Origin of the sequence: Kocuria sp. (genome assembly GCF_030538595.1) — a bacterium.
GTDB lineage: Bacteria > Actinomycetota > Actinomycetes > Actinomycetales > Micrococcaceae > Kocuria.
In genome coordinates, this window is record NZ_JAUNTS010000014.1 from 16,681 (window position 1) to 39,125 (window position 22,445).

19 protein-coding genes are annotated in these 22,445 nt (G+C 64.2%); 7 read left to right on the forward strand and 12 right to left on the reverse strand.

What is annotated here, in order from left to right; translation table 11 throughout:
- Positions 1-32 precede the first annotated feature (32 nt).
- A complete protein-coding gene (locus tag Q4G32_RS11440; protein WP_303351530.1) occupies positions 33-2,048 on the reverse strand; it encodes an APC family permease in 2,016 nt (671 codons plus the stop codon).
- Between the two features lie 38 nt (positions 2,049-2,086).
- On the opposite strand from Q4G32_RS11440, the gene Q4G32_RS11445 reads away from it, so the two are divergent.
- Together Q4G32_RS11445 and Q4G32_RS11450 are read left to right on the forward strand one after the other, a co-directional pair.
- Positions 2,087-2,818, forward strand: a complete 732-nt coding sequence (locus tag Q4G32_RS11445) for a potassium channel family protein (RefSeq protein ID WP_303351532.1) — start codon at positions 2,087-2,089, stop codon at positions 2,816-2,818.
- Positions 2,815-3,471: a potassium channel family protein gene (locus Q4G32_RS11450; RefSeq protein ID WP_303351534.1), complete on the forward strand. Its 657-nt coding sequence runs from the start codon at positions 2,815-2,817 to the stop codon at positions 3,469-3,471. The genes Q4G32_RS11445 and Q4G32_RS11450 overlap by 4 nt, the downstream gene beginning before the upstream one ends.
- On the opposite strand, the gene Q4G32_RS11455 is transcribed toward Q4G32_RS11450, so the two are convergent.
- The 4 genes from Q4G32_RS11455 to dut are packed head-to-tail and all read right to left on the reverse strand — an operon-like array spanning position 3,450 to position 5,835.
- A complete protein-coding gene (locus Q4G32_RS11455; protein WP_303351536.1) occupies positions 3,450-4,133 on the reverse strand; it encodes a DUF3159 domain-containing protein in 684 nt (227 codons plus the stop codon). The two genes, Q4G32_RS11450 and Q4G32_RS11455, sit on opposite strands and share 22 nt — an antisense overlap.
- Positions 4,130-4,522 (reverse strand): hypothetical protein, encoded by a 393-nt coding sequence (locus Q4G32_RS11460; protein WP_303351537.1) that lies wholly within the window; start codon positions 4,520-4,522, stop codon positions 4,130-4,132. The genes Q4G32_RS11455 and Q4G32_RS11460 overlap by 4 nt, the downstream gene beginning before the upstream one ends.
- On the reverse strand, positions 4,519-5,277 hold the full coding sequence (locus Q4G32_RS11465; protein ID WP_303351539.1) for a DUF3710 domain-containing protein: 759 nt from the start codon (positions 5,275-5,277) through the stop codon (positions 4,519-4,521). Before Q4G32_RS11465 ends, Q4G32_RS11460 begins: the two co-directional genes overlap by 4 nt.
- 51 nt (positions 5,278-5,328) lie before the next feature.
- A complete protein-coding gene (gene dut, locus Q4G32_RS11470) occupies positions 5,329-5,835 on the reverse strand; it encodes a dUTP diphosphatase (RefSeq protein WP_441327504.1) in 507 nt (168 codons plus the stop codon).
- Positions 5,836-6,012: 177 nt separating this feature from the next.
- Between dut and Q4G32_RS11475 the strand changes: the two genes are divergently transcribed.
- On the forward strand, positions 6,013-6,546 hold the full coding sequence (locus Q4G32_RS11475; protein ID WP_303351541.1) for a DUF3093 domain-containing protein: 534 nt from the start codon (positions 6,013-6,015) through the stop codon (positions 6,544-6,546).
- Between the two features lie 216 nt (positions 6,547-6,762).
- Here Q4G32_RS11475 and Q4G32_RS11480 read toward each other — a convergent pair whose 3' ends face one another.
- Positions 6,763-7,062, reverse strand: coding sequence for a DUF4193 domain-containing protein (locus Q4G32_RS11480; protein WP_303351543.1), 300 nt, complete (start codon positions 7,060-7,062; stop codon positions 6,763-6,765).
- Positions 7,063-7,481: 419 nt separating this feature from the next.
- Between Q4G32_RS11480 and sepH the strand changes: the two genes are divergently transcribed.
- Positions 7,482-9,158: a septation protein SepH gene (sepH, locus tag Q4G32_RS11485; RefSeq protein WP_303351545.1), complete on the forward strand. Its 1,677-nt coding sequence runs from the start codon at positions 7,482-7,484 to the stop codon at positions 9,156-9,158.
- Complete coding sequence (locus Q4G32_RS11490; protein WP_303351547.1) at positions 9,151-9,855, forward strand: hypothetical protein; 705 nt, start codon at positions 9,151-9,153, stop codon at positions 9,853-9,855. The genes sepH and Q4G32_RS11490 overlap by 8 nt, the downstream gene beginning before the upstream one ends.
- A 68-nt stretch (positions 9,856-9,923) precedes the next feature.
- Here Q4G32_RS11490 and Q4G32_RS11495 read toward each other — a convergent pair whose 3' ends face one another.
- From Q4G32_RS11495 to Q4G32_RS11510, 4 genes are all read right to left on the reverse strand, one after another.
- Complete coding sequence (locus Q4G32_RS11495) at positions 9,924-11,126, reverse strand: alkaline phosphatase family protein (RefSeq protein ID WP_303351549.1); 1,203 nt, start codon at positions 11,124-11,126, stop codon at positions 9,924-9,926.
- A complete protein-coding gene (locus tag Q4G32_RS11500; RefSeq protein WP_303351552.1) occupies positions 11,123-11,716 on the reverse strand; it encodes a DUF5998 family protein in 594 nt (197 codons plus the stop codon). The genes Q4G32_RS11495 and Q4G32_RS11500 overlap by 4 nt, the downstream gene beginning before the upstream one ends.
- A 98-nt stretch (positions 11,717-11,814) precedes the next feature.
- Positions 11,815-13,530: a serine/threonine protein kinase gene (locus Q4G32_RS11505; RefSeq protein WP_303351553.1), complete on the reverse strand. Its 1,716-nt coding sequence runs from the start codon at positions 13,528-13,530 to the stop codon at positions 11,815-11,817.
- Positions 13,531-13,533: 3 nt separating this feature from the next.
- Entirely contained in the window at positions 13,534-16,284 is a 2,751-nt protein-coding gene (locus Q4G32_RS11510) for a bifunctional acetate--CoA ligase family protein/GNAT family N-acetyltransferase (RefSeq protein ID WP_303351554.1), read from the reverse strand.
- Positions 16,285-16,374: 90 nt separating this feature from the next.
- Here Q4G32_RS11510 and Q4G32_RS11515 point away from each other — a divergent pair, with 90 nt between their 5' ends.
- Together Q4G32_RS11515 and Q4G32_RS11520 are read left to right on the forward strand one after the other, a co-directional pair.
- Positions 16,375-18,942 (forward strand): DNA gyrase/topoisomerase IV subunit A, encoded by a 2,568-nt coding sequence (locus Q4G32_RS11515; RefSeq protein WP_303351555.1) that lies wholly within the window; start codon positions 16,375-16,377, stop codon positions 18,940-18,942.
- Positions 18,939-19,481: a GNAT family N-acetyltransferase gene (locus tag Q4G32_RS11520; protein WP_303351557.1), complete on the forward strand. Its 543-nt coding sequence runs from the start codon at positions 18,939-18,941 to the stop codon at positions 19,479-19,481. The genes Q4G32_RS11515 and Q4G32_RS11520 overlap by 4 nt, the downstream gene beginning before the upstream one ends.
- An 87-nt stretch (positions 19,482-19,568) precedes the next feature.
- On the opposite strand, the gene Q4G32_RS11525 is transcribed toward Q4G32_RS11520, so the two are convergent.
- Positions 19,569-20,630 (reverse strand): malate dehydrogenase, encoded by a 1,062-nt coding sequence (locus tag Q4G32_RS11525; protein ID WP_303351559.1) that lies wholly within the window; start codon positions 20,628-20,630, stop codon positions 19,569-19,571.
- Between the two features lie 110 nt (positions 20,631-20,740).
- A complete protein-coding gene (locus Q4G32_RS11530) occupies positions 20,741-22,357 on the reverse strand; it encodes an L-lactate permease (RefSeq protein ID WP_303351561.1) in 1,617 nt (538 codons plus the stop codon).
- Positions 22,358-22,445 lie beyond the last annotated feature (88 nt).

Here is a 22,445-nt window from a genome sequence, read left to right on the forward strand (position 1 = left end):
CCACGACCGTGCGGCGGACCAGGGTCAAGTGCCTAACCAGGACCAAATGGCTGGCCAGGACCGAGTGACTGCCCAGGATCGTGCGGCTCACCGGCATCCTGCGGCTGAAATGTATCAACGTGCCACGGTACGGAGGCAATCATCACCCCCGGTTCCAACCTCAACTTGTGCGCCAAAGCCCGAGTGGACTGATTATGCAGGGCCCGCTCCCACCAGGAACCCACCACGTATTCGGGAATGTAGACCACAAAAAGATCCCGCGGTGAGCGCCTGCGGATACGCCGCAGGTGGTCAATGACGGGCTGAACGGAGTCCCTGTACGGGGCGTCCAGGACGGTCACCGGAACCGGAACATCCAACCGTTGCCATTCCTGAAGAATCCGGCCTGTCACTGCCGGGGAGACATCCACCACCAGCGCTTCCAACGTGGAGGGGCGGGAAGCCCGTGCATAAGCCAGCGCTCGCATGGTGGGTTTCCTGACGGAGGGCACCATGATCATGGCGTGCACCCGGGAGGGCAGTGCCCTGGCGGAGGAATCTGCGGCCAGTTTCAGATCACGATCCACGGAGTCGTAGTGCCGCCGAATGGCCAGCATGAGACCGGCCAGCACCGCCATGGCCAGCACGGTCACCCAGGCCCCCTGAGCAAATTTGGTCACCAGGACAATCACCAGGACGGTGGCGGAAAGCACCAAGGCCACGTAGGCCAGGATGGCGGGACCGATCAGACGACGTCGTTCGGCGGGATCGTGCACGTAGCGGCGCTGACGTTTCCAGTGCCGCACCATGCCGGCCTGGGTCACGGTGAAGGAGGTGAAAACCCCCACCACGTAGAGCTGCACAAGGTCGTTGACGTTGGCCCGGAAGATCACCACCAGGATGGCTGCCGCCACCAGCAGCGCAATGATTCCGTTGGTGAACGCGAATCGGTCCCCGCGGGCCTTCAACTGACGTGGCAGGAAGGAGTCCCGGGCCAACCGAGATCCCAGCGCGGGAAAACCAGAGAACGCGGTGGAGGCAGCCACCACCAGCACCAGCACGGTGGCGGCGATGACCACGTAGAACAGCGGGGTGTCCAGGCCGAAAACGGTGCGGGCCAGTTGCCCCAGAAGGGGATTCTGATAGAACTGCTCGTCCGGCACCCGGCCATCAATACGCAGCTGGGTGGCGGGGTCGGCAACCACCACGGCACCCGTGCGTTGGACCAGGTACATGACTCCCAACAGCAATACGGCGGAGATGGCGCCCATGATGATCAGGATGGTGGCGGCATTGTCTGCCCGCGGTTTCTTCAAGTACTGCATGGACCCTGCCACGGATTCCACCCCGGTCACCGCAACCGCACCGGAGGAGAAGGCCCGCAGAATCAGCATGACCATGCCCAAGGTGGTCCACACGGTCTGCGAGCCCCCTGCCGGTACCACCTCCCACGAGGCTGAGGTGGCCTGTGCCAAAGTCCCGTTGAAGGACTCCACCACGCCGGTGCCGATCAGCACCAGCATCACGGCAATGAACACGTAGGTGGGGACACCGGCTGTCCGCCCGATGAAGCGCAGACCCCGTAGGTTCAACAGACCGGCCACCAAGATTCCCGCCAGGGCCACCACCACCCGGTGCTCGATCAAGGACGGAAAGCCCGCAGCCAGGTATTGCGCGGCGGCTGACATGGAAACCGCCACCACCAGGGTGAAATCCACCATCAGGGCCGCGCCCACCACCACGCCGGCCCGCCGGCCCAAGTTTTTGGACGCGATTTCAAAATCTCCCCCGCCGGAGGGATAGGCCTGGAGATTTTGCCGATAGGCCGCCACCACCACCGCCGTCACCAGCACCACGGCCAGACCCACCCACGGAGAGATGGTCACCGCGGCCACACCGGCCAGGGCCAAGGTGAGCACAATTTCATCCGGGGCGTAGGCCACGGAGGACAGGGAATCTGCGGAGAACACGGGCAGCCCCGCGCGTTTGGACAGCGTGCTGTCAGCAAACCGTTCGTTGTGCAGCGGTCGGCCCACCAACGCAGTGCGCGCCACCTTAAAAATACTCACGGGCACAGGCTAGTCCCGGCTGGCACTACCCTGAAGCCATGCCGCATTTTGTGATCATGGGGGCGGGCCGCGTGGGAATCATGTTGGCTCACGCTTTGGAGGATTCAGGCCATTCCGTGGCCGTCATTGATCAAGATGATCGGTCACTGCGCCGTTTGCGCACCACTTTTGCCGGTAAGAAAGTGACCGGGCACGGCTTTGACCGTGATGTTCTGCGCCGAGCGGGAATTGAGGAGGCTTACGCCTTTGCCGCGGTTTCCAGCGGAGACAACACCAATATCCTGGCCACCCGCGTGGCGCGCGAAACCTTTGGGGTGCAGCGTGTGGTGGCCCGGATTTATGACCCCGCCCGGGCGGAGTTCTACCAGCGGTTGGGCATCCCCACGGTGGCGGCTGTTCGCTGGTCTGCCGATCAGGTGTTGCGGCGGATGTTGCCGGAACAACGCATTGCCGGGGACTGGCGGGAGGCCTCCGGGCGACTTCAACTCGGTGAACTCTCCCTGGATGATTCCTGGTCGGGATTTCATCTGGATGCCATTCAGGAGGCCACGGGGGTTCGGATCGCCTTCATCACACGCTTTGGCGAAGGCATCCTCCCGGGGCCATCCACCAGTTACCAAAAGGGCGACATTTTGCACGCCATGATGCACATCAACGCCATCGACGACGTCGCCCGCGTGCTCACCCAGCCGCCCACAGCTGAGATTCGGGAACTGGCTCAGTCCATGCGCCTGGGTGATGACAACGATGAAGGAGTGCAGCAAGCATGAGAGTGACTGTGGTGGGGGCAGGCTCCGTGGGTGCCTCCATTGTCCGGGAGCTGTGCGGCCACGGGCACGACGTTGTGGTCATTGACGAAAAGCCCGAGGCCATTGGTCGTTCGGACTTGCACAACAGCCATTGGATTGTGGGGGACGCCTGTGATCCCGCCATCCTGCGGGAGGCCCAGTTGGAACAGGCTGACGTGATGGTGGCTGCCACCGGGGATGACAAAGTCAACCTGGTGGTCTCCCTGATGGCACGCTCCGAGTTCGGGGTGCCCCGCACCGTGGGCCGGGTCAACAATCCCAAGAACGAATGGATGTTTGACCAGGCCTGGGGGGTGGACGTTGCGGTCTCCACTCCGCGGCTGATCACAGCACTGGTGGAGGAAGCTGTAGAGGTGGGTGACGTGGTACGGCTGCTGAATCTGCAGTCAGACCGGGCCACTCTCAATGCCTACACCGTGCCCCACGGTCACCGCGTGATTGCCTCCACCGTGGGAGATGTGCCCTGGCCACCGGATGCCACCTTGGTGGCGATCCTGCGCGATGGCACCCCGCTTGCCCCCACGCGTGATGACGTGATCGAGTCGGAGGACGAACTCTTTTTCCTGGCCACCGGCCACGGTGAATCCCAGCTTCAGGAGTTGTTCGCCCGCTGAATCGGACGGGAAACCATCCAGGCCAGCCACAGCACCATGGCGTACAGGGGAACCCCCATGACAAGGCGAGCAATTCCCAGGGCGGCGACGTCGTCGGCCAGATACAGCGGAAGCTGCACCGCCAGGCGCGCGGCAAACATGGCCACCACAAACCACGTGGCCAAACGGTAGGCCTTCATCCGAATCGGGTCTTGGCGCCAGGCAGTGCCCTCACCCCTGATGTAGCCGAAAACCACGCCCAAAATGGGCCACCGCGCCACAATGGAGATCAGCAGCGCCAGGCCATAGCCTGCGTTGATGAAAAACCCGGGAGTGTAATAGTCGCGGGCCTCCCCGGTGGTGTTGGCAAACAGGGCACAGATCCCCACCCCCACCAACCCGGAAACGGCCTGCACCAGAGTCTGTTGCTGGATCAGACGCACCACGGTGAACAGTCCGGCAACGGCCAAAGCCGCCACCAGCGCCGTCCTCAGCTGCCCGGTCACGATCAACACCACCAGGAACAGGGCACCCGGCAGCAGAGCTTCGATCAGACCGCGCCAACCCCCGATGGCGTGCATGACATCGAGTTGGCCCGCCGCATTACGGCGCATCCCCGAGCGTTGCGCATAGGTGGTGGCGGCATCAGCTGCCTGCGAATCGTGATTGCTGTCCTGTGTCACCGCTGCACCTTCTTGGCCACAATTTCATAGCGCGGATTGAAAATGGTGGGCTGACTCTCACGGTGGCACAGGAGTCCCACGCAATCCAAGACCACTCCCACGGAGACCCCGGGGACAGCACGCTGGCCCTGCCAGATCAGCCGCACGGGTTGCGTGGGTGCGGTGGCTCCCACCACCGGACCGGCCGTGAGCAGCGCGGTGAACTGGGCATTGGCTTGGGCTGGAGCAATGCCGACCTCCGTGATCACGCCCGCCGCGCGCACGGTGCGCCGGGCGCCCGTGGAAGCCGCATCAAGGTTGACCTCCCCAATGGGAGTGGCCACCGCGTCCATGGGCCGGGTGAGCACGGACTCCATGGAGGCCGTACAGGGCTGGGCTTGTTCGTTCACCGGATCTCCGCGATCTCAGGGCCGCGTTCGGGCGGTTGGGCCTGGGCTGCCTGCTGGGCCCTTTGAGTTCTGCCGGCAGCCGCGGCGGTACCCGTCTGGGCAACTTTGGCGCGGGCGGCGGGGGCACGCTGCGCACCTTCCGGAATGTTCAGCGGTAGCAGATCACGCGGTGGCATGGGGTCCTTGCCCCGCACCACCACAACACTGCGGATCAGCTCATCAAACGTCTTGGAGGCTTCCGGATCAATGGCCGCAGCCCCTGAGATGACGGTGCGCAAGAACCAGCGTGGGCCGTCGATCCCCACAAAGCGGGCTGGGCGATACCCCGTGGTGCCATCGGAAGTTTTGGCTGGGAAGCGGGCCCGCAGCTCGGTTCCGAAAGTGCCTTCCACCGCTTCCGGAGCGCCCTTGTTGCCTTCCAGGGAGGTTTTGAGATCAGCTCGAATCTCATCCCACAATCCGGAGGTCTTGGGCGCGGCAAAAGCCTGGATCTGCGCGGTGGAGCCTGCAACATCCAGATTGACAGCCCGTGGCCTCTTGGTTTTCTCATCCACCTCCAGCCGCAGTCCCACACCCTGCGGGACCTTGATCAAGATGGAGCCAAGATCCACGTACCCGTCCCGGGACTCAATTTCCGTCACGTCCAAAGGCCCCTTGGCGCGTGGGTCCATGGAATCCGCCTCGGCCTCCCGGGGAGTCACGGATTCGGCACCCGAAGGGGCGTCGTCGTTGGTTTTTTTCTTACGTCCAAACACGTTCTGTCCTCACATGTACTCAGGAATCCGCTGGGCTCCTGCTGTCCCGGTTCAGTGCTGTCCCGAAGACCCGAATCCGCGGTCGCCACGGGCCGTGGTGTCCAGTTCATCCACTTCCACGACGTCGACCACCCCCACCCGCTGCAAAACCAACTGGGCAATACGGTCACCGCGGTGCACTTCAAAACTGCGCTGGGAATCCGTGTTCAGGAGAGTGACCTTCACTTCCCCGCGGTATCCAGAGTCCACGGTTCCCGGAGCGTTGAGAACCGTGATGCCATAATTGGCAGCCAATCCCGAGCGCGGGTTGACAAATCCTCCCCAGCCAGCGGGCACCGCGATGGCAATACCGGTGGCAATCAAGGCGCGCTGACCCGGGGCAATGGTGACGTCCTCGCGTGAGCGCAAATCCATCCCGGCATCCCCCGGTCGGGCGAACTCCGGCAACGGCAAGTCCGGGTCAAGTCTCTGGACACGCACAGCCAACCGCTCAGGCTGCGCCGGTGCGGTGAGGCCGCTTGATACGGCAACGGACGGTGAGTGCTCTTGGTTCTCCAACACAATGCCCCACTCTAATCACCGCGGCACCATCTCTGGTCACCCCACTGCACGTATCGCCACCAGCTGCGGGTCCAACCACCACGGACGCAGGTCTGATGACGCCAGGCCCGGCTCCGGCCAGCACCCCGCAGACGCCACAGCAGAGGCAGACGCCAGCGTGAGAAGATGGCCTCCATGACCTCGGAGCACAACTCTTCCCACGCCGCTGACCACCATCACGTTCACCAGGCTGAATCCACCCACACCGCGCCGGAGTTGGACGCCACCAACCACGCCGTGGTGTACCGCGAACGCTTGAACCCCGCGTGGTGGATGTGGTTGCTCTTTGTGGGTTTTGCACTCTCCGTGCTGATTGCATTGGCGCCCATTGCCATGTGGTTGGGAGTCACGGGTGCCGTGCTGGCCGTGGTGATTTGCGCAGCCGTGGCTTACACCCGCGCCACGGAGATTGTGGTGACAGATCAAGACCTTCAGGTGGGCCGTGCCCGCATTGAACGCCGGTTTGTGGGATTGGTGGAGCCATTCACGGATGCCCAGGAGATTCGCCAAGTGCGCGGCCCCCAGCTTGATGCCCGCGCCTACATGAACTTCTCCGCCTCCGTGGGCCCCATCTGCAGAATCGAGATCACTGACCCCGTTGATCCCACGCCGTACTGGTTGGCTTCCACCCGCCGCCCGCACGAGTTGGCCGACATCCTCAACACCTGACCCCACCACCACTCCCCGCCACAGCGTGTACCCCCCGCCAAGCCCCGTCCGAGCGCCACCACCCCCGCCGACTTCCCATCTGATTGCCAGATCACCGCCTACAACGTGGGAACTCGGCGAAAAAGTGGGAGGTCGGCCACAACGTGGGAGGTCAACAGCAAAAGAACCCCACGTGGTCACGTGGGGTTCTTTGACTCTCATTGCTTCAGCGGTTGATCAACCAGCGCACTCCACGCAGATCTTCAAGCCGTTGCGTTCCTCGGCGATCTGCGAACGGTGCCGCACCAGGAAGCAAGAACCACATGTGAACTCGTCTTCCTGGGCCGGGAGAACCACCACTGAAAGCTCTTCATGCGAAAGATCAGCACCGGGCAGTTCAAAACTCTCAGCCGCTACGGCTTCATCCTCGTCAACGCTTGCCGACTGAGTGCCGCCGCGCCGTGACTTCAACTCCTCAATGGAGTCTTCCTTGAGTTCTTCATCCTGCTTACGCGGTGCATCGTAATCTGTGGCCATCTCGTTCCCATCCATGCAAAGAACTGTGTGTAACCACAGGCGGGGATCACACCCTCCAGGGGGATGTTGGGTGCCACCGTTGGCCTGTGTCGCTGAGATTGTTCACCATGGAGTCTCAAAAATCCAACCACATTCGCTGACAACTTAAGGTTGGCCAGTATATGTGAGCTAAATCACGTTAACTGCGCGTCAATTCACGCACTAACCCACCCATTGTCCCCGCGATCAGCCCCAAAACGTCTTGCTGCTTCACGCCATATTAGGCACTGACGCAGCGCCCATTAGACTGGCCCGAGTACCGAGTGCCACTTCCCCTGGCTGGGTCCCCCATACGCCGTCGTCAGCATTGCGCCGGACGTGCCCAGGAGGACATCTCACCGCACTCTAGAACCACAACCTGTAGCGGAGGCTGGAGAAGCATGGAGGAATTGCGCCTGGTGGGCGTTCACGACGACGGTGAGCACCTGATTGTTCAGGATGCCTCCGGACGGCGTTTCCTGCTGCCCCTGGATCAACAACTGCGTGGCACCGTGCAGCGCGCTCGCCGTGTGGCCCCGCGGCGCAACTCCGGTACGTCAGCCACCTTTGGGCCCCGGGACATTCAGGCGCGTTTCCGAGCCGGTGCCACCGTGGATGAAATCGTGGAGGAATCCGGCTGGGAAGCTGCCCGCGTCAAGCGCTACGAATGGCCCATTCTGGCGGAACGCGCGCATGTGGCGCGCGAAGCCCAAAAGGTTGAGCTGCTCCCCCGGACCCCCCGCAGTGGCAGCTTCCGCTCAGTGTTCGACGGCGAACCCCAAACCTTGGCGCAGACCATCACCTCCCGCTCCGCTGATCTGGGAATTGCCACCACCTCCCTGGACTGGGATGCCTGGCAACGTCCCGATCAGCAGTGGCAGATTTCTGTGCGTTTCCGCATCAGCAATCCGAGTGCAGCACCGCAGGACGTGGTGGACCAGGAACCAGCTGCGCAGTGGATCTTCAATCCAGCAAGTCTCACGGTCGCGGCAGACAATCAATGGGCACGCCGACTCACCGACACCGCCGAGGATCACCGCGGCCTCAGCGGAAGCGACAGCCTCTTTGGCGCTCCCACCACGGACGCCTCCACCACGGCTGAACCGAATGCCGCCGCACCGCGTGCCGCTGGTACCCCTGATGCCGCTGGCACCGCTGCACCAGCCAATGACGACGGCGCCGTGGATGCCGCCACTGCTGCCGAGCCGAGCACCGGTGCCACCCAGCAGCCAACTGCTGCGCCACGCGAACCCGCTACTGCATCTGCCACACCCGTGGCCCCCCAGCAGGACACAGATGAATTGCTGGATGTTTTGGATGCCCGCCGGGGGCAGCGAATTGGGCAAGACACAGAATCGGATGACCACTTGGCGGAAATTCTTGGCCGCAACATGGGTCATGTGGACCGTCGGCCCCGTCCCATTTCAGCACCCCAGGACTCGGCCCTCTTCGACCGTCCCGCACATCCGGCTTACGCTTCAGCTCCAGATGCAGCGGAGCCAACAGCGGGTGCGGATGGCGCCCAGGCGAACACCACAGGCACGTCAAGTGACAGCCCGGCTGATGTTCCCCCCACCGACGCCGAGCAGACTTCTGGGGCCCCCACTGCAGAGTCGGAGGCACCGGAAGCCACCATTCATCACCTGGGCCGTGCCGACGAGCGGGTCAAACCATCCACGCCGGTGGTTGAGATCACTGATGAGGACCACGGCACCCAGAATTCAGCCACCGTCACTCCGTTGCGCCAGAACCGCGCCGCCCAAACACCTACCCAGCAGCCGGGTGAATCCCAAAGCTCTGCCGAAACCCAGCCGGAGGGTGAAGGTGGTGACTCCGCGCCGGGTCAGAACGTGATGGTGGAGGCCAACCCGCAGACCAGCGCACCGCAGCAAGAACGTGCAGCGCAGAAGGAACATGCAGCGCAGCCGGAGACCCCGACTGAGGGCGAATCCGATGCCGCGACTGACACGTCTGCTGCCACTCGCCCTCGCCCCCGCGGCAAGGTTGGCACCAAGCGTTCGCGTTCCTCAGTTCCCAGCTGGGACGAGATCGTCTTTGGGGCCAAGACCGATGACTGAGCGGCCCGAGGACACCGGCACGGCTCCACTGCCGGAACAGGTGCCCACGCAGCGCTCCGGGATCACCGGCCGCAGCAAGGCTCTGGCCGCCGCCCTGCTGGCCCTGGTGGCCGCGGCAGTGTTGACAGGTGCCGTCTACCTTGTTGTGCTGGCAACGTCCGGTGGGGATGAAGACTCTGTTCCGGCCGGAGAAATCAGCCCGAGCGCCACCCCTGGGCCCGCTGGAACAGTTGGCGTTGGTACGCCCACCCCGTCCACGTCGGCGTCACCAGAGGATGACACCACGCAAGACCCCGCGCAGCAGCCGGCCCAGGGGGAAACAGCTCCGGGCCAAGACCAATCCGTTGAAACCCCGTCAGAACAGGATCCGGCGCTGGAGCAGGATCCAACCTTGGGGCAGGATCCAGCGAACGAGAACAACCCGGCTCAGGACCAAGTGCCTGCAGTACCCGGTGACACCACCGTCCCCGGCCAGCCGGCTGCACCAGTCCAGCCCGTTGTCCCCGCGCCACCCGCAGCACCGGCCCAACCTGCGGTCCCCGCGCAGCCGGAGCAACCTGCGGACCAGGGCAACCCTGCGGAGCAGGAGAATCCGGTGTCGGAAGATCCAGCCGCAGGGGAACCTGCCCCGGATGCCCCCAGCGCCTCCGCCACGCAGAGCAGCAGCGATTCGGCCCAGAACACCGATTCCGCCTGAAGCCGCAGTTCTACCTGAAACCTCCCACACCATCCGCCACTGCACGATCAGCTGACGGTGCGGAAGGTTCAGCTGAATCCTTTGACCCCCATGAGCGGAACCACTGACTCCGCGCGGGTCAGCCCGCCGTGCTGGCCCACCATCTCCAGTGTGTTCTTGCCGATCCTGGCGATGTCGTGAAAGGCAATGTTGTCCCGGGCCGGTAGCAGTACCACGTCCCCAATGCGTTGCACCACGGTCTCTCGGACATCGTCCGGAGGCCCGTACCAGCCACCGGTGAGCAACTGTTCACGGGTGGCTGCGTGCACCTGGTCGCCGAACTCCTGCGTCCAGCGCTGGACCACCTCAGCCTGCCGTGCACTGCGTTCTTCACCGTGAACCCCGGGGTCCAACCGCAGTTGCAAGCACCGGGGCTCCCCAAAACTGGTCTGTACGCCCTCCAGGAGACCTGGGATACGTGAGACGTCCAAGCGACCCTCCCGCGGGATGTCCACCATCCCGTGATCGGCGGTGAGCAGAATCAGGGTGTTTTTGGGTACCCCCGCCGCCAGTCGTCGTAGGGCTGCGTCCAGTTCCTCCACTTCCTCACTCCACTGGCTGGACTGCCAACCGCGCTGGTGGCCGGTCTTGTCCAAGTCGTCCCAGTAGAAGTACATCAAAGCTCGGGTACCTGCACTCAGGTTCTCCAGGGCTGCACGGACCCGGGCTTGCGGGGTGTCCGCGCCCACAAACCGACCACCACGCAACGCGGCAGTGGTCAACGGTGAATCACGAAACTTCTTGCGGCTGACGGTCACCGCATCCACCCCGGCTGCGTGGGCTCGTTCCAGCACCGTGGGGTGGGGTTGCCACTGGTGGGGGTCCACGCGCCGGTCCCAGTTGCCCAGCATGTTCACCGCCTGACCCAACTCCGGTGAGTAGGAGTCATAACCGGTCAGCCCGTGGGTACCCACGGGAGTGGCCGTACCCAGGGAAGCCAACGACGACGCCGTCGTGGTGGGGAACGCGGCATCCAGTTCCGTGATCAGTGGTGAACTGCGCAGCACCGGGGCGTAGCCCATACGTGCCTGTAGTTGCTCCAGCCCCAGGCCATCGACCAGAACCACCACCACACGCTGGGCTGTCGGAAGGTCCAGGACGTTGGTGAATCCGGGTACGTCCAGAACAGCGGCGGCACTGCCCAGAACATCCGCAACACTGCGGTGTCCGTAGCGCGGGGCAGGGGGGAAATCAGCGGGTGCTGAGTGCGGTGCGCTGTCTGCGCGACTCACGGAGTGTCCGCGCGGTTCAGGGCAGCGCGGCGCAGCTGACGAGCGAACTCGCGGGCACCTTCCACGGCCTCCACCCCGTCGGCTTCCGCGCTGATGCGCAACACCACGTCCTGCACAGCGGACATGCCCGTGTAGCCGTGGTCAGCCTCGCATTGCGGATCCTCACATCCGGCCGGCTGCACATCCAGGTTGCGGGTTCCAGTCCAGGCCACGGAGAGATTGACCTCGCTCACGGGGTGGCCCGGGCGGTATTGCTGGGGCTTGTAATAGGCGTAAGTCAGCGTGACCGAATGCACGCGCGTGGCAGCCACCGATTCGGTGGACACCAGCGCCATGACCTCATGTCCGGCCTCGTCATACTGCTGATCATCCACGTGGGTGATGTGCAAGGCACCACCGGCCAGAACCAAGACCGTGATGTGGCGGTGAATTTCGTCCCGGTCAAAGGTGGTCTCCAACTGCACCAGGTGTGAATCGGGCGTGGCCCCGTCCAGGGCGTCAGCCACCACGTCATGGACCAGTTGGGGGTAAAATCCGGCCCGTTCAATGTCCTGGTGCAATCGTTCGCCGCGCAGTCCGGACTGAGTCATGGTTCAGGTACTTTCTTGACGTGGGATGGTGCCGTGGTCTACGGCGCTCAGGGTGTTTTTACCACCGGGAGGTGGGAATCGTGCCTGGTCGCATCAGGTTACTCCCCCACCCGGCCGGGTTGGTTCCCGCCAAAGCCGGAACCGATGGTGGGCTCACCACCGTTGAAGCTGTTGGACGTGGATGCAGGTGACGGAGTGGTGGTCTGGGTCGGTTGGGAGGTCTGCGTGGGTGAGGGTGTCGGTGCGGGCTGCGAACCTCCGGCGTTGTTGAGCGCCAGAAGGCCGAACAACAATCCGATGGCCAGCAGCAACCCCACCACGCCGATCACAAGCCACCCTGTGGCACCGTGAACACCCAGGCGGGAGAGCGGGCCATTTCTTGCGGACTTGCCCCGCTCGGGTACGCCAGCCCTGGTTCGGGCGCCACCACCGGGCGTCCCCGACGACGACTCGGAAGCGGCCGCCTGGGAACCGCTCACGGATTCCTGGGTGGTGTCATCGGCCGTCAGGTGGGACACATTGCGTCGCGCTTGACCGTTACCACTCCAGCCAGCCACTGCGTTGGGGCCGCCACCGATCAACGTGGCCCGCGAATCCTGGCCTTGCGGAAGGGGCCCCTGGACCACGGACCCCGTGGTGGCACCCTGCGTGGGTGGAGCCGCAGACGGTGCCACTGCGCCGTCGACCGTCAAGCCGGAGGGCATTCCGTGCAGCGCACCGCCTGCGGGGCCGCTGGCTGGCCCAACCAGGGGCTCACCGCCGGGGGCAGGGGTGGAGACCAAACCGTAGTTGGTCCGGATCCATCCGCCGCTGGGCACGTCCTGGATGCTGATGGGCGCCTGGGGCGCCACCTGAGTGGCTGGGCCTGAGTCCTCCCCGGCCTCTCCGCTGCGTGCTGCCGTGACGGCACCGGTGCTGGGCTGCTGCGGAGCTTCGCGGGCACCTTCGGCGATTTCCTGCCACTCCGGCGGCAAGGGGTCCAAGGTCTGAAAGACCTCCAGCGGCTCACCGTCACGGGTGTGGGCGGGGTCAAAGCTGCGGTGCGTGGATTCGCCGGCCAGGCGCTCCTGCAGGGCCAGTGCGCCGTCGTGGCGCACTCCGGGATCGGGGTCCAAGAGTGCGGCGATCTCGGCCCCCAGCAGGGAATCGTGCCCGAATGCTTCGAGTGCATTCTCCGGCGTGGGGCTTTGGCCGCGGCCCTGGTGCGGCTGGGCCATGCGCATGGCCACCACGCCTGCGGCAAAGAGGTCCTGAGCCGGGTTGGGGTCTGCACCGTCCAGCAGTTCCGGGGCAATGTAGCCGGGGGTGCCCACCACGGTGCCAATGCGGGTCAGACGGGCGTCTTCCATCTGCGTGGCAATGCCAAAATCGGCCAGACGGGACAGGGGCCGCCCGGTGCCCGTGGCGTTCATCATCAGATTGGCGGGTTTGACGTCGCGGTGAATCCAGCCCTCAGCATGCACGAACTGCAAGGCTCGCAGCAGTTGCAGCATGACTTCTTCAATGACGTCATCGGCCAGCGCACCGTGATCCTGAAGCACCGTTTCCAATGTTCCGCCGTCGCAGAGGTCCATGGCGATCACCACGTGTTCGTCCTCTGCCGCCCAGCCATAGGGAGCCAGAACGTGCGGGTGCTCCAACTTGACGGATTGTTCGCGGACAAAACGCAGCAGATCGGCGGAGTCGCGCTGCCGCAGCACCTTGGCGGCGCAGAGGTTACGACGCCGCTGATCCCAAGCCCGCCAGACCGTGCCGGAGCCCCCGCGGGCAATGGGGTCAATCAGGGTGTACCGACCAGCGATTGTGTCGCTCATGGTTCACCTCCGCATCGCGCGCCGTGCACTGTCTGTCCGTTCCTTGGGGTCCCCCAGTCGCACATCCGCTGAGAGCACGGTGAGGTGTTCGCTGGACAACAGTACCGGGTTCAAATCCAGGCGCGCGATGTACGGGTGCCGGTCCTTCAACAACGCCACCCGGATCATGAGGTCTTCCAGGGCCTCCACGGCAACCGGCGGCTGGCCCTCGTAGCCAAAGAGTTTCCGGGCGGCCTTGGGCTCCCGGACCATGTCGTGAATGTCCTGATCGGTCAGCGGCGGCACCCTGTGCGCGCGGTCATCCAGAAGTTTCACGGCATCTCCCGCGATCCCGAAAGACAGCACCGGCCCCACCAGAGGGTCTTCGGTTGCCGTGACCACCACAGCCTGTCCGGTGGGCGCCATGGCTTGCAGGTCCAGCTGATCGGAACCAACGGGAAGGGTGCGGCGCATGGAGGTGATGGCATCTCGCAGTTGTTCCGCCGAGTCAATTTGCAGCCGCACTCCACCTAGGTCCAGGCGGTGGCGCAGGTGCCGATCCGTGCTCTTGACCGCCACCGGGTAACCGAGCTCTTCAGCTGCCGCCACGGCCTGTTCCACGTCACGGAACCGCACGGTGGGCAGCACCGAGATCCCGTAGGTGGCCAGCAGTTGCCGGGTCCGTTCGGCATCCAGGGTCAGCAGTGACTCACCCGGGATTTCGGCCGACCATTCCGCGAGCAGCTGCTCGGCTGCCTCGGCGTTGATGTCCTCCGGAACCGTGACGGCGTCGCTCTCCCGATCCCGCCAGGCCACCCACTCCTGGATACGGTGCAGGGCCTCCACTGCGGAGGACGGCGCAAGGAACACGGGAAGTTCAAGATCCCCGTGGCGGTGCACGTGGGATGGTGCCCGCACCTCCGTGCTGCCGGTCATGGCCAGCACCACAGGTTTGCCGCCGTTCCGGCCCGCCTGGGCCACGGCATTGGCCCAGTCCTGCTCACTCACCCCGGGTGCCGGGATCAAAGAGACAACGACGGCGTCCACGTCCGCATCCGCCAGTAGTCCGGCAAGGGCTGTCCGGACGTTTTCCAGAGCCCTGCCGCCACCGAGTGAGGTGTCCAGGTTGTCCCGTACGGCGGTCACCGGCATGCCCAGGATGGCTGCGGTGTCCTCCATCAGCCGACCCAGCGCCATGGCATTTGCCAGCAGTGCTGTGCGCACGCCACGGGGCCACGGCTGGGCGGAAGCCACGGCAGCCAGGTCCATCAGCTGATCGGACGTGGCCACCTGCAACACCCCGGCCTGCTGCAACATGGCGTTCAGCGCTCCTGCTGGGGCTTCGGTTGTGCGCCCTGTGTGCCCCGGTGGCAGCCGCAATCCGGTGACCTCTGACTTGGCAACGATCACCGGTTTGATCCGGGACAGGCGCCGCGCAATCCGGGAGTACTTGCGGGGATTTCCAAAGGACTGCAGTGTCATGCCGCAGACCTTCGTGGCGGAGTCGTCCTCCCAGAACTGCATCATGTCGTTACCGGAAACATCCGCTCGATTACCCGCGGACACAAACGTGGAGATGCCCACTGCGTGGCGCACCGCAGCGGAGGCTTGGAGGGTGCCCAGAGCCCCCGACTGGGTGAACAGGCCCACGGTACCGTGGCGCAGAGCGGCAGGCAGCACAGTGGCGTTGAATCGGTGTTCTGCCGCGTTGTTCAGCACCCCCAAGCTGGCCGGGCCCACCACACGCATGCCGTAGCCGCGGGCCAACCGCACCAGTTGCCGTTGCCGCAGGGCACCTTCAGCTCCCGCCTCTGCCCAGCCGCCGGTCACCACCACCACCGCGTGGGCACCGGCACGGCCACATTGATCCACCACCTCCAGCACGGCGTCATACGGGACGGCCACCACCGCCAGGTCCACGGGTTCTCCGATGTCAGCCACCGAAGCCTTGTGGATCATGCCCTCCTGGGCAAACTCCACCGGGTTGATGCCGTACAGCGCACCGGAAAAGCCGGAGGCCACAATGTTGTTGACCACCACGTGCCCGCCGTTCGAGGGATCGGCGGAGGCACCCACCACGGCAATGGAACTCGGAGTCAAAATGCGTGCCGTGGAGCGGGCCTCGGCGCGGTGTTCACGAGCCACCATCACGGACCGTTGTTTCTCCGTGGGGTCGATGGAGAACTCCAGGGCCACGACGCCGTCGTCAAAATGCCTGGCGACGTCGTAGCCGGCCTCCACGAACACCCGCAGCATGGCCCGGTTCTCCGGCAGGACCTCCGCGGAGAAGTGGTCAATGCCGTTTTCCAAGGCTGCCGCAGACAGATGTTCCAGCAGAATGGAGCCGATGCCGCGCCCCTGGTGGGCATCCGAGATCAGGAAGGCAACTTCTGCATCGTTGGGTTTCTGCGTGCGGTCATAGCGGCCAATGCCGATCATGGACCCACCCAACATGATCACAAAGGCCACCCGATCACGGTGATCCACCGTGGTGTAACGTTCCAGCTCTCGCTTGGTCAACGTGGTCTTGTGGGAGAAGAACCGCAGATAGATGGTGTTCTCCGACTGCCCGTGGAACATCTCCAGCAGGGCGTCCTGATCATCCGGGGTGACCGGGCGCAAGTTGGCCGTGGCGCCGTCGCGCAGCACCACATCCGCTTCCCAATGGGCGGGGTAACCCTGTTGCAGAGCAATAGCAGCCGTGTCAGGGCCAGCGGTACCACCGGGCGTGCGGGCGTGGGTGTCGCCACCCTGATTCGAGGACTCGGAGACCATAGACTTCAGCGTATCGAGAATCCCCGCTGACCGTACGGTACACGTCTGCCCAGCACACCCCGCGGGAGTAACAAAGGAGCGTCCCCACCCATGGCCCCACGCAGGTCAGGATCACGATCACCCCGCCAAGAACTTCCCGCGGACTTCCGGGAGAATGTTGTTGACATTGATGTCACGGCGGAAATGGAAACCAGCTTCCTGGAGTACTCCTATTCCGTGATCTACTCCCGGGCTCTGCCGGACGCCCGGGACGGCCTCAAGCCCGTCCAGCGCCGCATCCTCTACATGATGGATGACATGGGCCTGCGCCCAGATCGCGGGCACGTGAAGTCTGCCCGCGTGGTGGGCGAAGTCATGGGTAAGTTGCACCCGCACAGTGATTCCGCGATCTATGACGCCATGGTCCGCCTGGCCCAGCCCTTTGCCATGCGCACGCCCCTGGTGGACGGCCACGGCAACTTTGGCTCACTGGATGATGGTCCCGCCGCCTCCCGGTACACGGAGGCGCGTTTGGCCCCGGCGGCGCTGACGCTGACGGCGGACCTGGGTGAGGACGTGGTGGACTTCATCCCGAATTACGACAACCAGTTCACCCAGCCTGCCGTACTGCCCGCAGCCTTCCCCAACCTTCTGGTCAACGGGGCCTCCGGTATTGCGGTGGGCATGGCCACCAACATGGCACCGCACAACCTGCGTGAGGTGGTGGAGGGAGCCCGCCATCTGATTGACCACCCGGATGCCACCTTGGCCCAGGTCATGAAGTTCATCCCGGGCCCGGATCTGCCTTCCGGTGGCCGGATTGTGGGGCTGGACGGAATCCGTGACGCCTACGAAACCGGACGCGGTTCCTTCAAGACCCGCGCCACCGTGGCCGTGGAACAAGTCACCGCACGCAAACAAGGCATTGTGGTGACCGAACTGCCATACATGGTGGGCCCGGAAAAGGTCATTGAGAAGATCAAATCCGCAGTCCAGGCCAAGAAACTGGCCGGAATTTCCGATGTGGTGGATTTGACGGACCGCACCAACGGGCTGCGGCTGGTGATCGAGCTCAAAAACGGCTTCAACCCGCAGGCGGTGCTGGCCCAGCTCTACAAGCACACACCGCTGGAAGAGTCTTTCGGGATCAACAACGTGGCCCTGGTTGACGGTCAGCCGCGCACCATGGGGTTGCTTGACCTCTTGCGCGTCTACGTGGAGCACCGTCTCACGGTGGTGCGGCGCCGGACCGAACACCGATTGGGCAAACGTCAAGATCGCCTCCACCTGGTGGAGGGTCTGCTGATCGCCATTGTGGACATTGACGAGGTCATTCAGATCATCCGGTCATCCGATGAAACTGCGGAGGCCCGTACGCGGCTCATGCAGGTCTTTGACCTCTCCCAGGCACAGGCAGATCACATCCTGGAACTGCGACTGCGCCAACTCACCAAGTTCTCCCGCATAGAGCTGGAAGCCGAGCGGGATGAGCTCCAGCGTGAGATTGCCGAGCTGGAGGCCATTTTGGCCTCGGACACGCGACTGCGGGCCGTGGTTTCCCAGGAACTGGCGGAGGTTGCCACCCAGCACGGAGATGAGCGCCGCACCACACTGCTGACCTCAGAGGATCTACCGGAAATCACCGCAGCCACGGCAAACGCCAAGAAAGCCGGTCCCACCCTGGAGATCACCGACGATCCCTGCTGGGTGTTCCTCTCCACCTCCGGGCAGCTGGCACGCACCACGGACCGCACCCCCCTGGCTGAGCCCGGGCGCCGGATCAAACATGATGCGCTGCGCTCGCAAGTGGCCACCACAGCTCGCGGGGAAATTGGGGCTGTGACCTCTGCTGGGCGCATGATCCGGGTCCCGGTTCTGGACGTTCCGGTGCTGCCCGATTACGACGGCGTGGCCAAGCTCTCCGACGGCGTTGCAGCCAAGGATTTCCTGAGCCTGGCCAAGGGCGAAGCGCTGGTGGGGCTGGCACCGCTGAATGCGGTCTTGGCGTTGGGAACCCGGCAGGGTGTGGTCAAACGGCTCAACCCCGAGCACCCTTTGAACCGTGACGACTGGGACATCATTTCCCTGAAGGGCACCGGTCGGGACCAGGATCAGGTGATTGGCGTGGAGGTTGCCGATGACTCCGCTGATCTGGTGTTCATCACCGCGCAGGCCAAGCTGTTGCATTTCCCGGCCGCCTCCGTGCGCCCGCAAGGAAGGACGGCAGGTGGCGTTGCGGGGATCAAGCTCGCCGAAGGCGATGCCGTGATCTTTTTTGGCCCGGCCCACAGCCAGGATCCGAACTCCGTGGTGGTCACCGTGGCCAAGGCGGATGAAGTCCTACCGGGGATGTCCGAATACTCCGTCAAACTCACTCCCCTGTCCGAATACCCGGCCAAGGGCCGCGCCACGGGCGGTGTCCGGTGCCAGCGGTTCTTGCGTGGCGAGTCGGCGCTGACCCTGGCTTGGGCCGGCCTGGGACCGGCCAAGGCAGCGTCCACTGCCGGTGTGGCGCGGTCCCTGCCCACGGAATACGGCCGACGGGACGGCTCCGGTGTCCCGCTGGAGCAGGTCATGGACGCCATTGGACCTGCCTGGGTGGAGCCGACGACGACGCCCCGCTCCCCCGCCGTCGTCGGGGACTCTGATGCCGATGCTGCTGTGGAGGGCGATCAGTGAACCAGGGAGTACGCGCCGGCCGTCTAGGTGATGGTTTGCTGCTCCACGAATTGGCCGCAGCCACCTTCCACCATGCCTGCCCGCCAGGCGTTTCAGCTGCCACGGCTGCTGCGCACGTGCAGCGGGAGCTGTCCACTGACAGGTTTGAGCAGTGGTTGGCAGACCCGGATCACCACATCCAGGTCATGACCCATGATGGCGCCCCGGTGGGGTACGCGGTGGCGGTGGCAGGCCGTCCGGTGGCTGTCACCGGCGAGCTGGCCGATACCCAACTGCTGGAGGAGACCACCCTGTGGTTTCTGTCCAAGTTCTACGTCCTGGCGCAGGCCCGCGGGTCCGGTGTGGCCGGGGAGCTCATGGACTCCGTGATCCAAGACGCCACGGTGAATGGGTCCACCGGACTGTGGCTGACCGTGAACCAACTCAATCCGCGCGCCAATGCCTTTTATGAACGCCGCGGTTTCCGGGTGGTGGGAACCACCACCTTTCCCATGGGTGGGCAGGTCCACGACGACCACGTTCGTTTGCTGCGGCTCTGACCTTTACGCCGAAACAACTGCCTGTCCGGCGCCACTGGGCGCTACTTGGTGCTGTCCGGCGCTGCTCGGTGCTGTTACGGCGGGGGTTCAGGCACCGGGGCCCAGGAGGCCCAGTTCCTCCACGGCTGCGCGTTCGACCACCAATTCCGCAACGGAGCGGTCAATGCGTTCCCGGGAAAAAGCATCAATCTCCCAGGGTTCCACAATGCTGTAATCGCCCTCTGAACAGGTCACGGGGAAGGAACTGATCACTCCGGCCGGCACACCGTGGGCGCCCGTGGAGGGTACGGCCATGGAGGTCCACTGCCCTCGATCCGTTCCACGCAACCAGCTGCGGATGTGATGCAAGGTGGCATGCGCGGCCGAGGCCACGGACGATCCGCCGCGCACCGCAATGATTTCCGCACCGCGTTTGGCCACCTTGGGGATGAAAAACTCATCAATCCACTGCCGGTCGTACCCGCGTTCGGCCAGCACTTCCTCCGCGGAACGCCCCAGCACCGTGGCGTGGGTGAGGTCCACGTACTGGGAAGCGGAGTGGTTTCCCCAGATGGCAATTCCCGCCACGTCATTGACGGACACCTCGCAGGCCAGCGCCAACTGAGCTTCTGCCCTGTGATGGTCCAGACGGGTCAGCGCGGTGAACCGTTCACGGGGTACATCCGGGGCGTGGGAGGCAGCAATGAGAGCGTTGGTATTGGCTGGATTTCCCACCACCACGGCGCGGAAAGCATCCGCAGCAGCGTGGTTGATGGCACGGCCCTGGACCGAAAAAATCCCGGCGTTGGCGCTGAGCAGATCAGCACGCTCCATGCCCTTGGAGCGCGGTTTGGCCCCGATCAATAAGCCAACTTCTGCGCCGTCGAACGCCTGATTCGGGTCATCAAAAACATCCACCGACTCCAGCAGCGGCATGGCTCCATCCAGTAGTTCCATGGCCACGCCCTCGGCAGCGCGTGCCGCTTCCGGGATTTCCAGCAGTCTGAGCCGCACGGGAGTGTCCGGTCCCAACAGCGCACCTGCAGCGGCACGAAAAACAGTGGAGTAACCAATCTGACCAGCGGCACCGGTGATGGTCACCGTCACTGCGGGGATGTGTTCCGCGCAGCCCTGTGCACTGGACGCATCGGATGGGAGGGTGCTGGCCATGGTCAACTCCTGCGTTGCTGGGACCTGCCGCGGATTTTTCCGGTGCGGCACAAGAACAAAGGGTCTGTGGTGACTCACATCACCACAGACCCTTCCATCCTAGACAGGTCTCAGAGCACCAGCGACAGCACAAACACCCAAGCACACAGCACGGCCAGCAGACCCAGGCTGTAGAGCAGAACCTGGCGGGTCAGATCCGCCTCCTTGCCCTGCTCCCCCACGGCAGCCGTGGCAATGGCAATCGACTGCGGTGAGATCACCTTGGCCATCACACCGCCTGCGGTGTTGGAGGCCACCAGCAGTGTCTGGCTGGTCCCGATCTGCCCGGCGGTCACGGCCTGCAAGGAGGCGAACAGTGTGTTGTTGTTGACCACGGAACCGGTCACGAACACCCCGATCCAGCCGATGATCGGGGACAGCAGCGGGAAGACGCCACCCGTGGCCGCCAGTGCCAGGGCCATGGCGGAAGACATCCCGGTAAAGTTCATCACGTTGGCCACCGCCATGACCATGCAAATCATCAGGATGGGACCCCACAGCTGCCGACCTGCCCCCAACAGCTCCTCACCGCTTTGTTTCCACGTGATGCTGGGGGTCACCAGGATGGTGAACAAGGCTGCGCACAGGATGGCGGTTCCGGAGGCCGCAAGAATCCCCCAGCTCCAGAGCACGTCCACAGCCGTGGTCTCCGCCACGATGGGGGCTGTGCGCGCCACCGCCTGGTGCAGGAACGGCATGGGGACAGCCACCGTGGCACGGCCCAGGAAGTCAACGACGGCGGTCACGGACCACAGCAGGATGAAACCGGAAAGAATGTAGAACGGCGACCACGCCTGAACCACTTTGCCGAAGGTGACGGGCTGTTGGTCAGCGCGCAGATCCTCCAGTGCCGGGGCGTGAGCCTCCCGGTAAATGGTGCGGGGGCTCCACCGGCGCAGCAACAGAGCCATGGCCGCCATGCCCACCAGCGGCGGGATGATGTCCACCAACTCTGGTCCTGCCACCCACAGGATGATGGATTGCAGGCCGGACACCAGTATGCCGATGGCCAGGGCCACCAACCCGGTTTCCTTCACACCGCGCCGTCCGTCCAGGATGGCCACCAGCAGAACGGGGATGAACACCATGATCCCCTGGATCACCAGGACCATCATGCGGGACAGGTCAGTCAAGGGAACATCACCCTGCGCGGCACCCACGATCACGGGGATGCCGATGGCGCCGTAACCGCCAAAGGCTGCGTTGGCCACCAGAGCAATACCTGCTGCTCGCAACGGCCGGAACCCCAGGTTGACCAGAAGTGCGCCGCAGATTGCGATGGGGATGCCGAAGCCTGCGGCCCCCTCCAGGAATCCGCCGAAGCAGAAGGCGATCAGCAGCACTTGCAGCCGCTGATCTTCCGAGATGGCGGAAATGGAAGATCGAATGACGTCAAAATAGCCAGCGCGCACGGCGATCCGGTACAGCCACACCGCCATCAGCACAATCCAGCCGATCGGCCACAAGCCACCCAGGAAGCCGTAGACGACGGCGGATCCGGTGGCCGCCAACGGAAGCCCAAAGACCAGTGCGCCCAGACCCACAGCCAGGATCAAGGCGATGAGGGAGGCTTTGAGGCCGGTGAGTTTGAAGACGGTGAGTCCCAGGAGGAACACAATGATCGGTAGAGCGGCAACGAGTGCGGAGAGCAACGGTGACCCGAGCGGGTCATAATCCTGGAGCCACATGAGGTGAGCAGCCCTTTCGGGACGTGATGACAGGCCATCAACAACTACCCAAGAACTCACGCAACACGATCCACCGTTGGCTGGTTGC

Excerpts from the sequence above, each read along its gene's own strand:
- Q4G32_RS11480 (WP_303351543.1), bottom strand. The coding sequence starts at position 7,062 with ATGGCCACAGATTACGATGCACCGCGTAAGCAGGATGAAGAACTCAAG.
- Q4G32_RS11530 (WP_303351561.1), bottom strand. The coding sequence starts at position 22,357 with ATGTGGCTCCAGGATTATGACCCGCTCGGGTCACCGTTGCTCTCCGCA.
- Q4G32_RS11505 (WP_303351553.1), bottom strand. The coding sequence starts at position 13,530 with ATGAGCGACACAATCGCTGGTCGGTACACCCTGATTGACCCCATTGCC.
- Q4G32_RS11525 (WP_303351559.1), bottom strand. The coding sequence starts at position 20,630 with ATGGCCAGCACCCTCCCATCCGATGCGTCCAGTGCACAGGGCTGCGCG.
- Q4G32_RS11515 (WP_303351555.1), top strand. The coding sequence starts at position 16,375 with ATGGCCCCACGCAGGTCAGGATCACGATCACCCCGCCAAGAACTTCCC.
- sepH (WP_303351545.1), top strand. The coding sequence starts at position 7,482 with ATGGAGGAATTGCGCCTGGTGGGCGTTCACGACGACGGTGAGCACCTG.
- Q4G32_RS11445 (WP_303351532.1), top strand. The coding sequence starts at position 2,087 with ATGCCGCATTTTGTGATCATGGGGGCGGGCCGCGTGGGAATCATGTTG.
- Q4G32_RS11510 (WP_303351554.1), bottom strand. The coding sequence starts at position 16,284 with ATGGTCTCCGAGTCCTCGAATCAGGGTGGCGACACCCACGCCCGCACG.
- Q4G32_RS11475 (WP_303351541.1), top strand. The coding sequence starts at position 6,013 with ATGACCTCGGAGCACAACTCTTCCCACGCCGCTGACCACCATCACGTT.
- Q4G32_RS11490 (WP_303351547.1), top strand. The coding sequence starts at position 9,151 with ATGACTGAGCGGCCCGAGGACACCGGCACGGCTCCACTGCCGGAACAG.
- Q4G32_RS11500 (WP_303351552.1), bottom strand. The coding sequence starts at position 11,716 with ATGACTCAGTCCGGACTGCGCGGCGAACGATTGCACCAGGACATTGAA.
- Q4G32_RS11450 (WP_303351534.1), top strand. The coding sequence starts at position 2,815 with ATGAGAGTGACTGTGGTGGGGGCAGGCTCCGTGGGTGCCTCCATTGTC.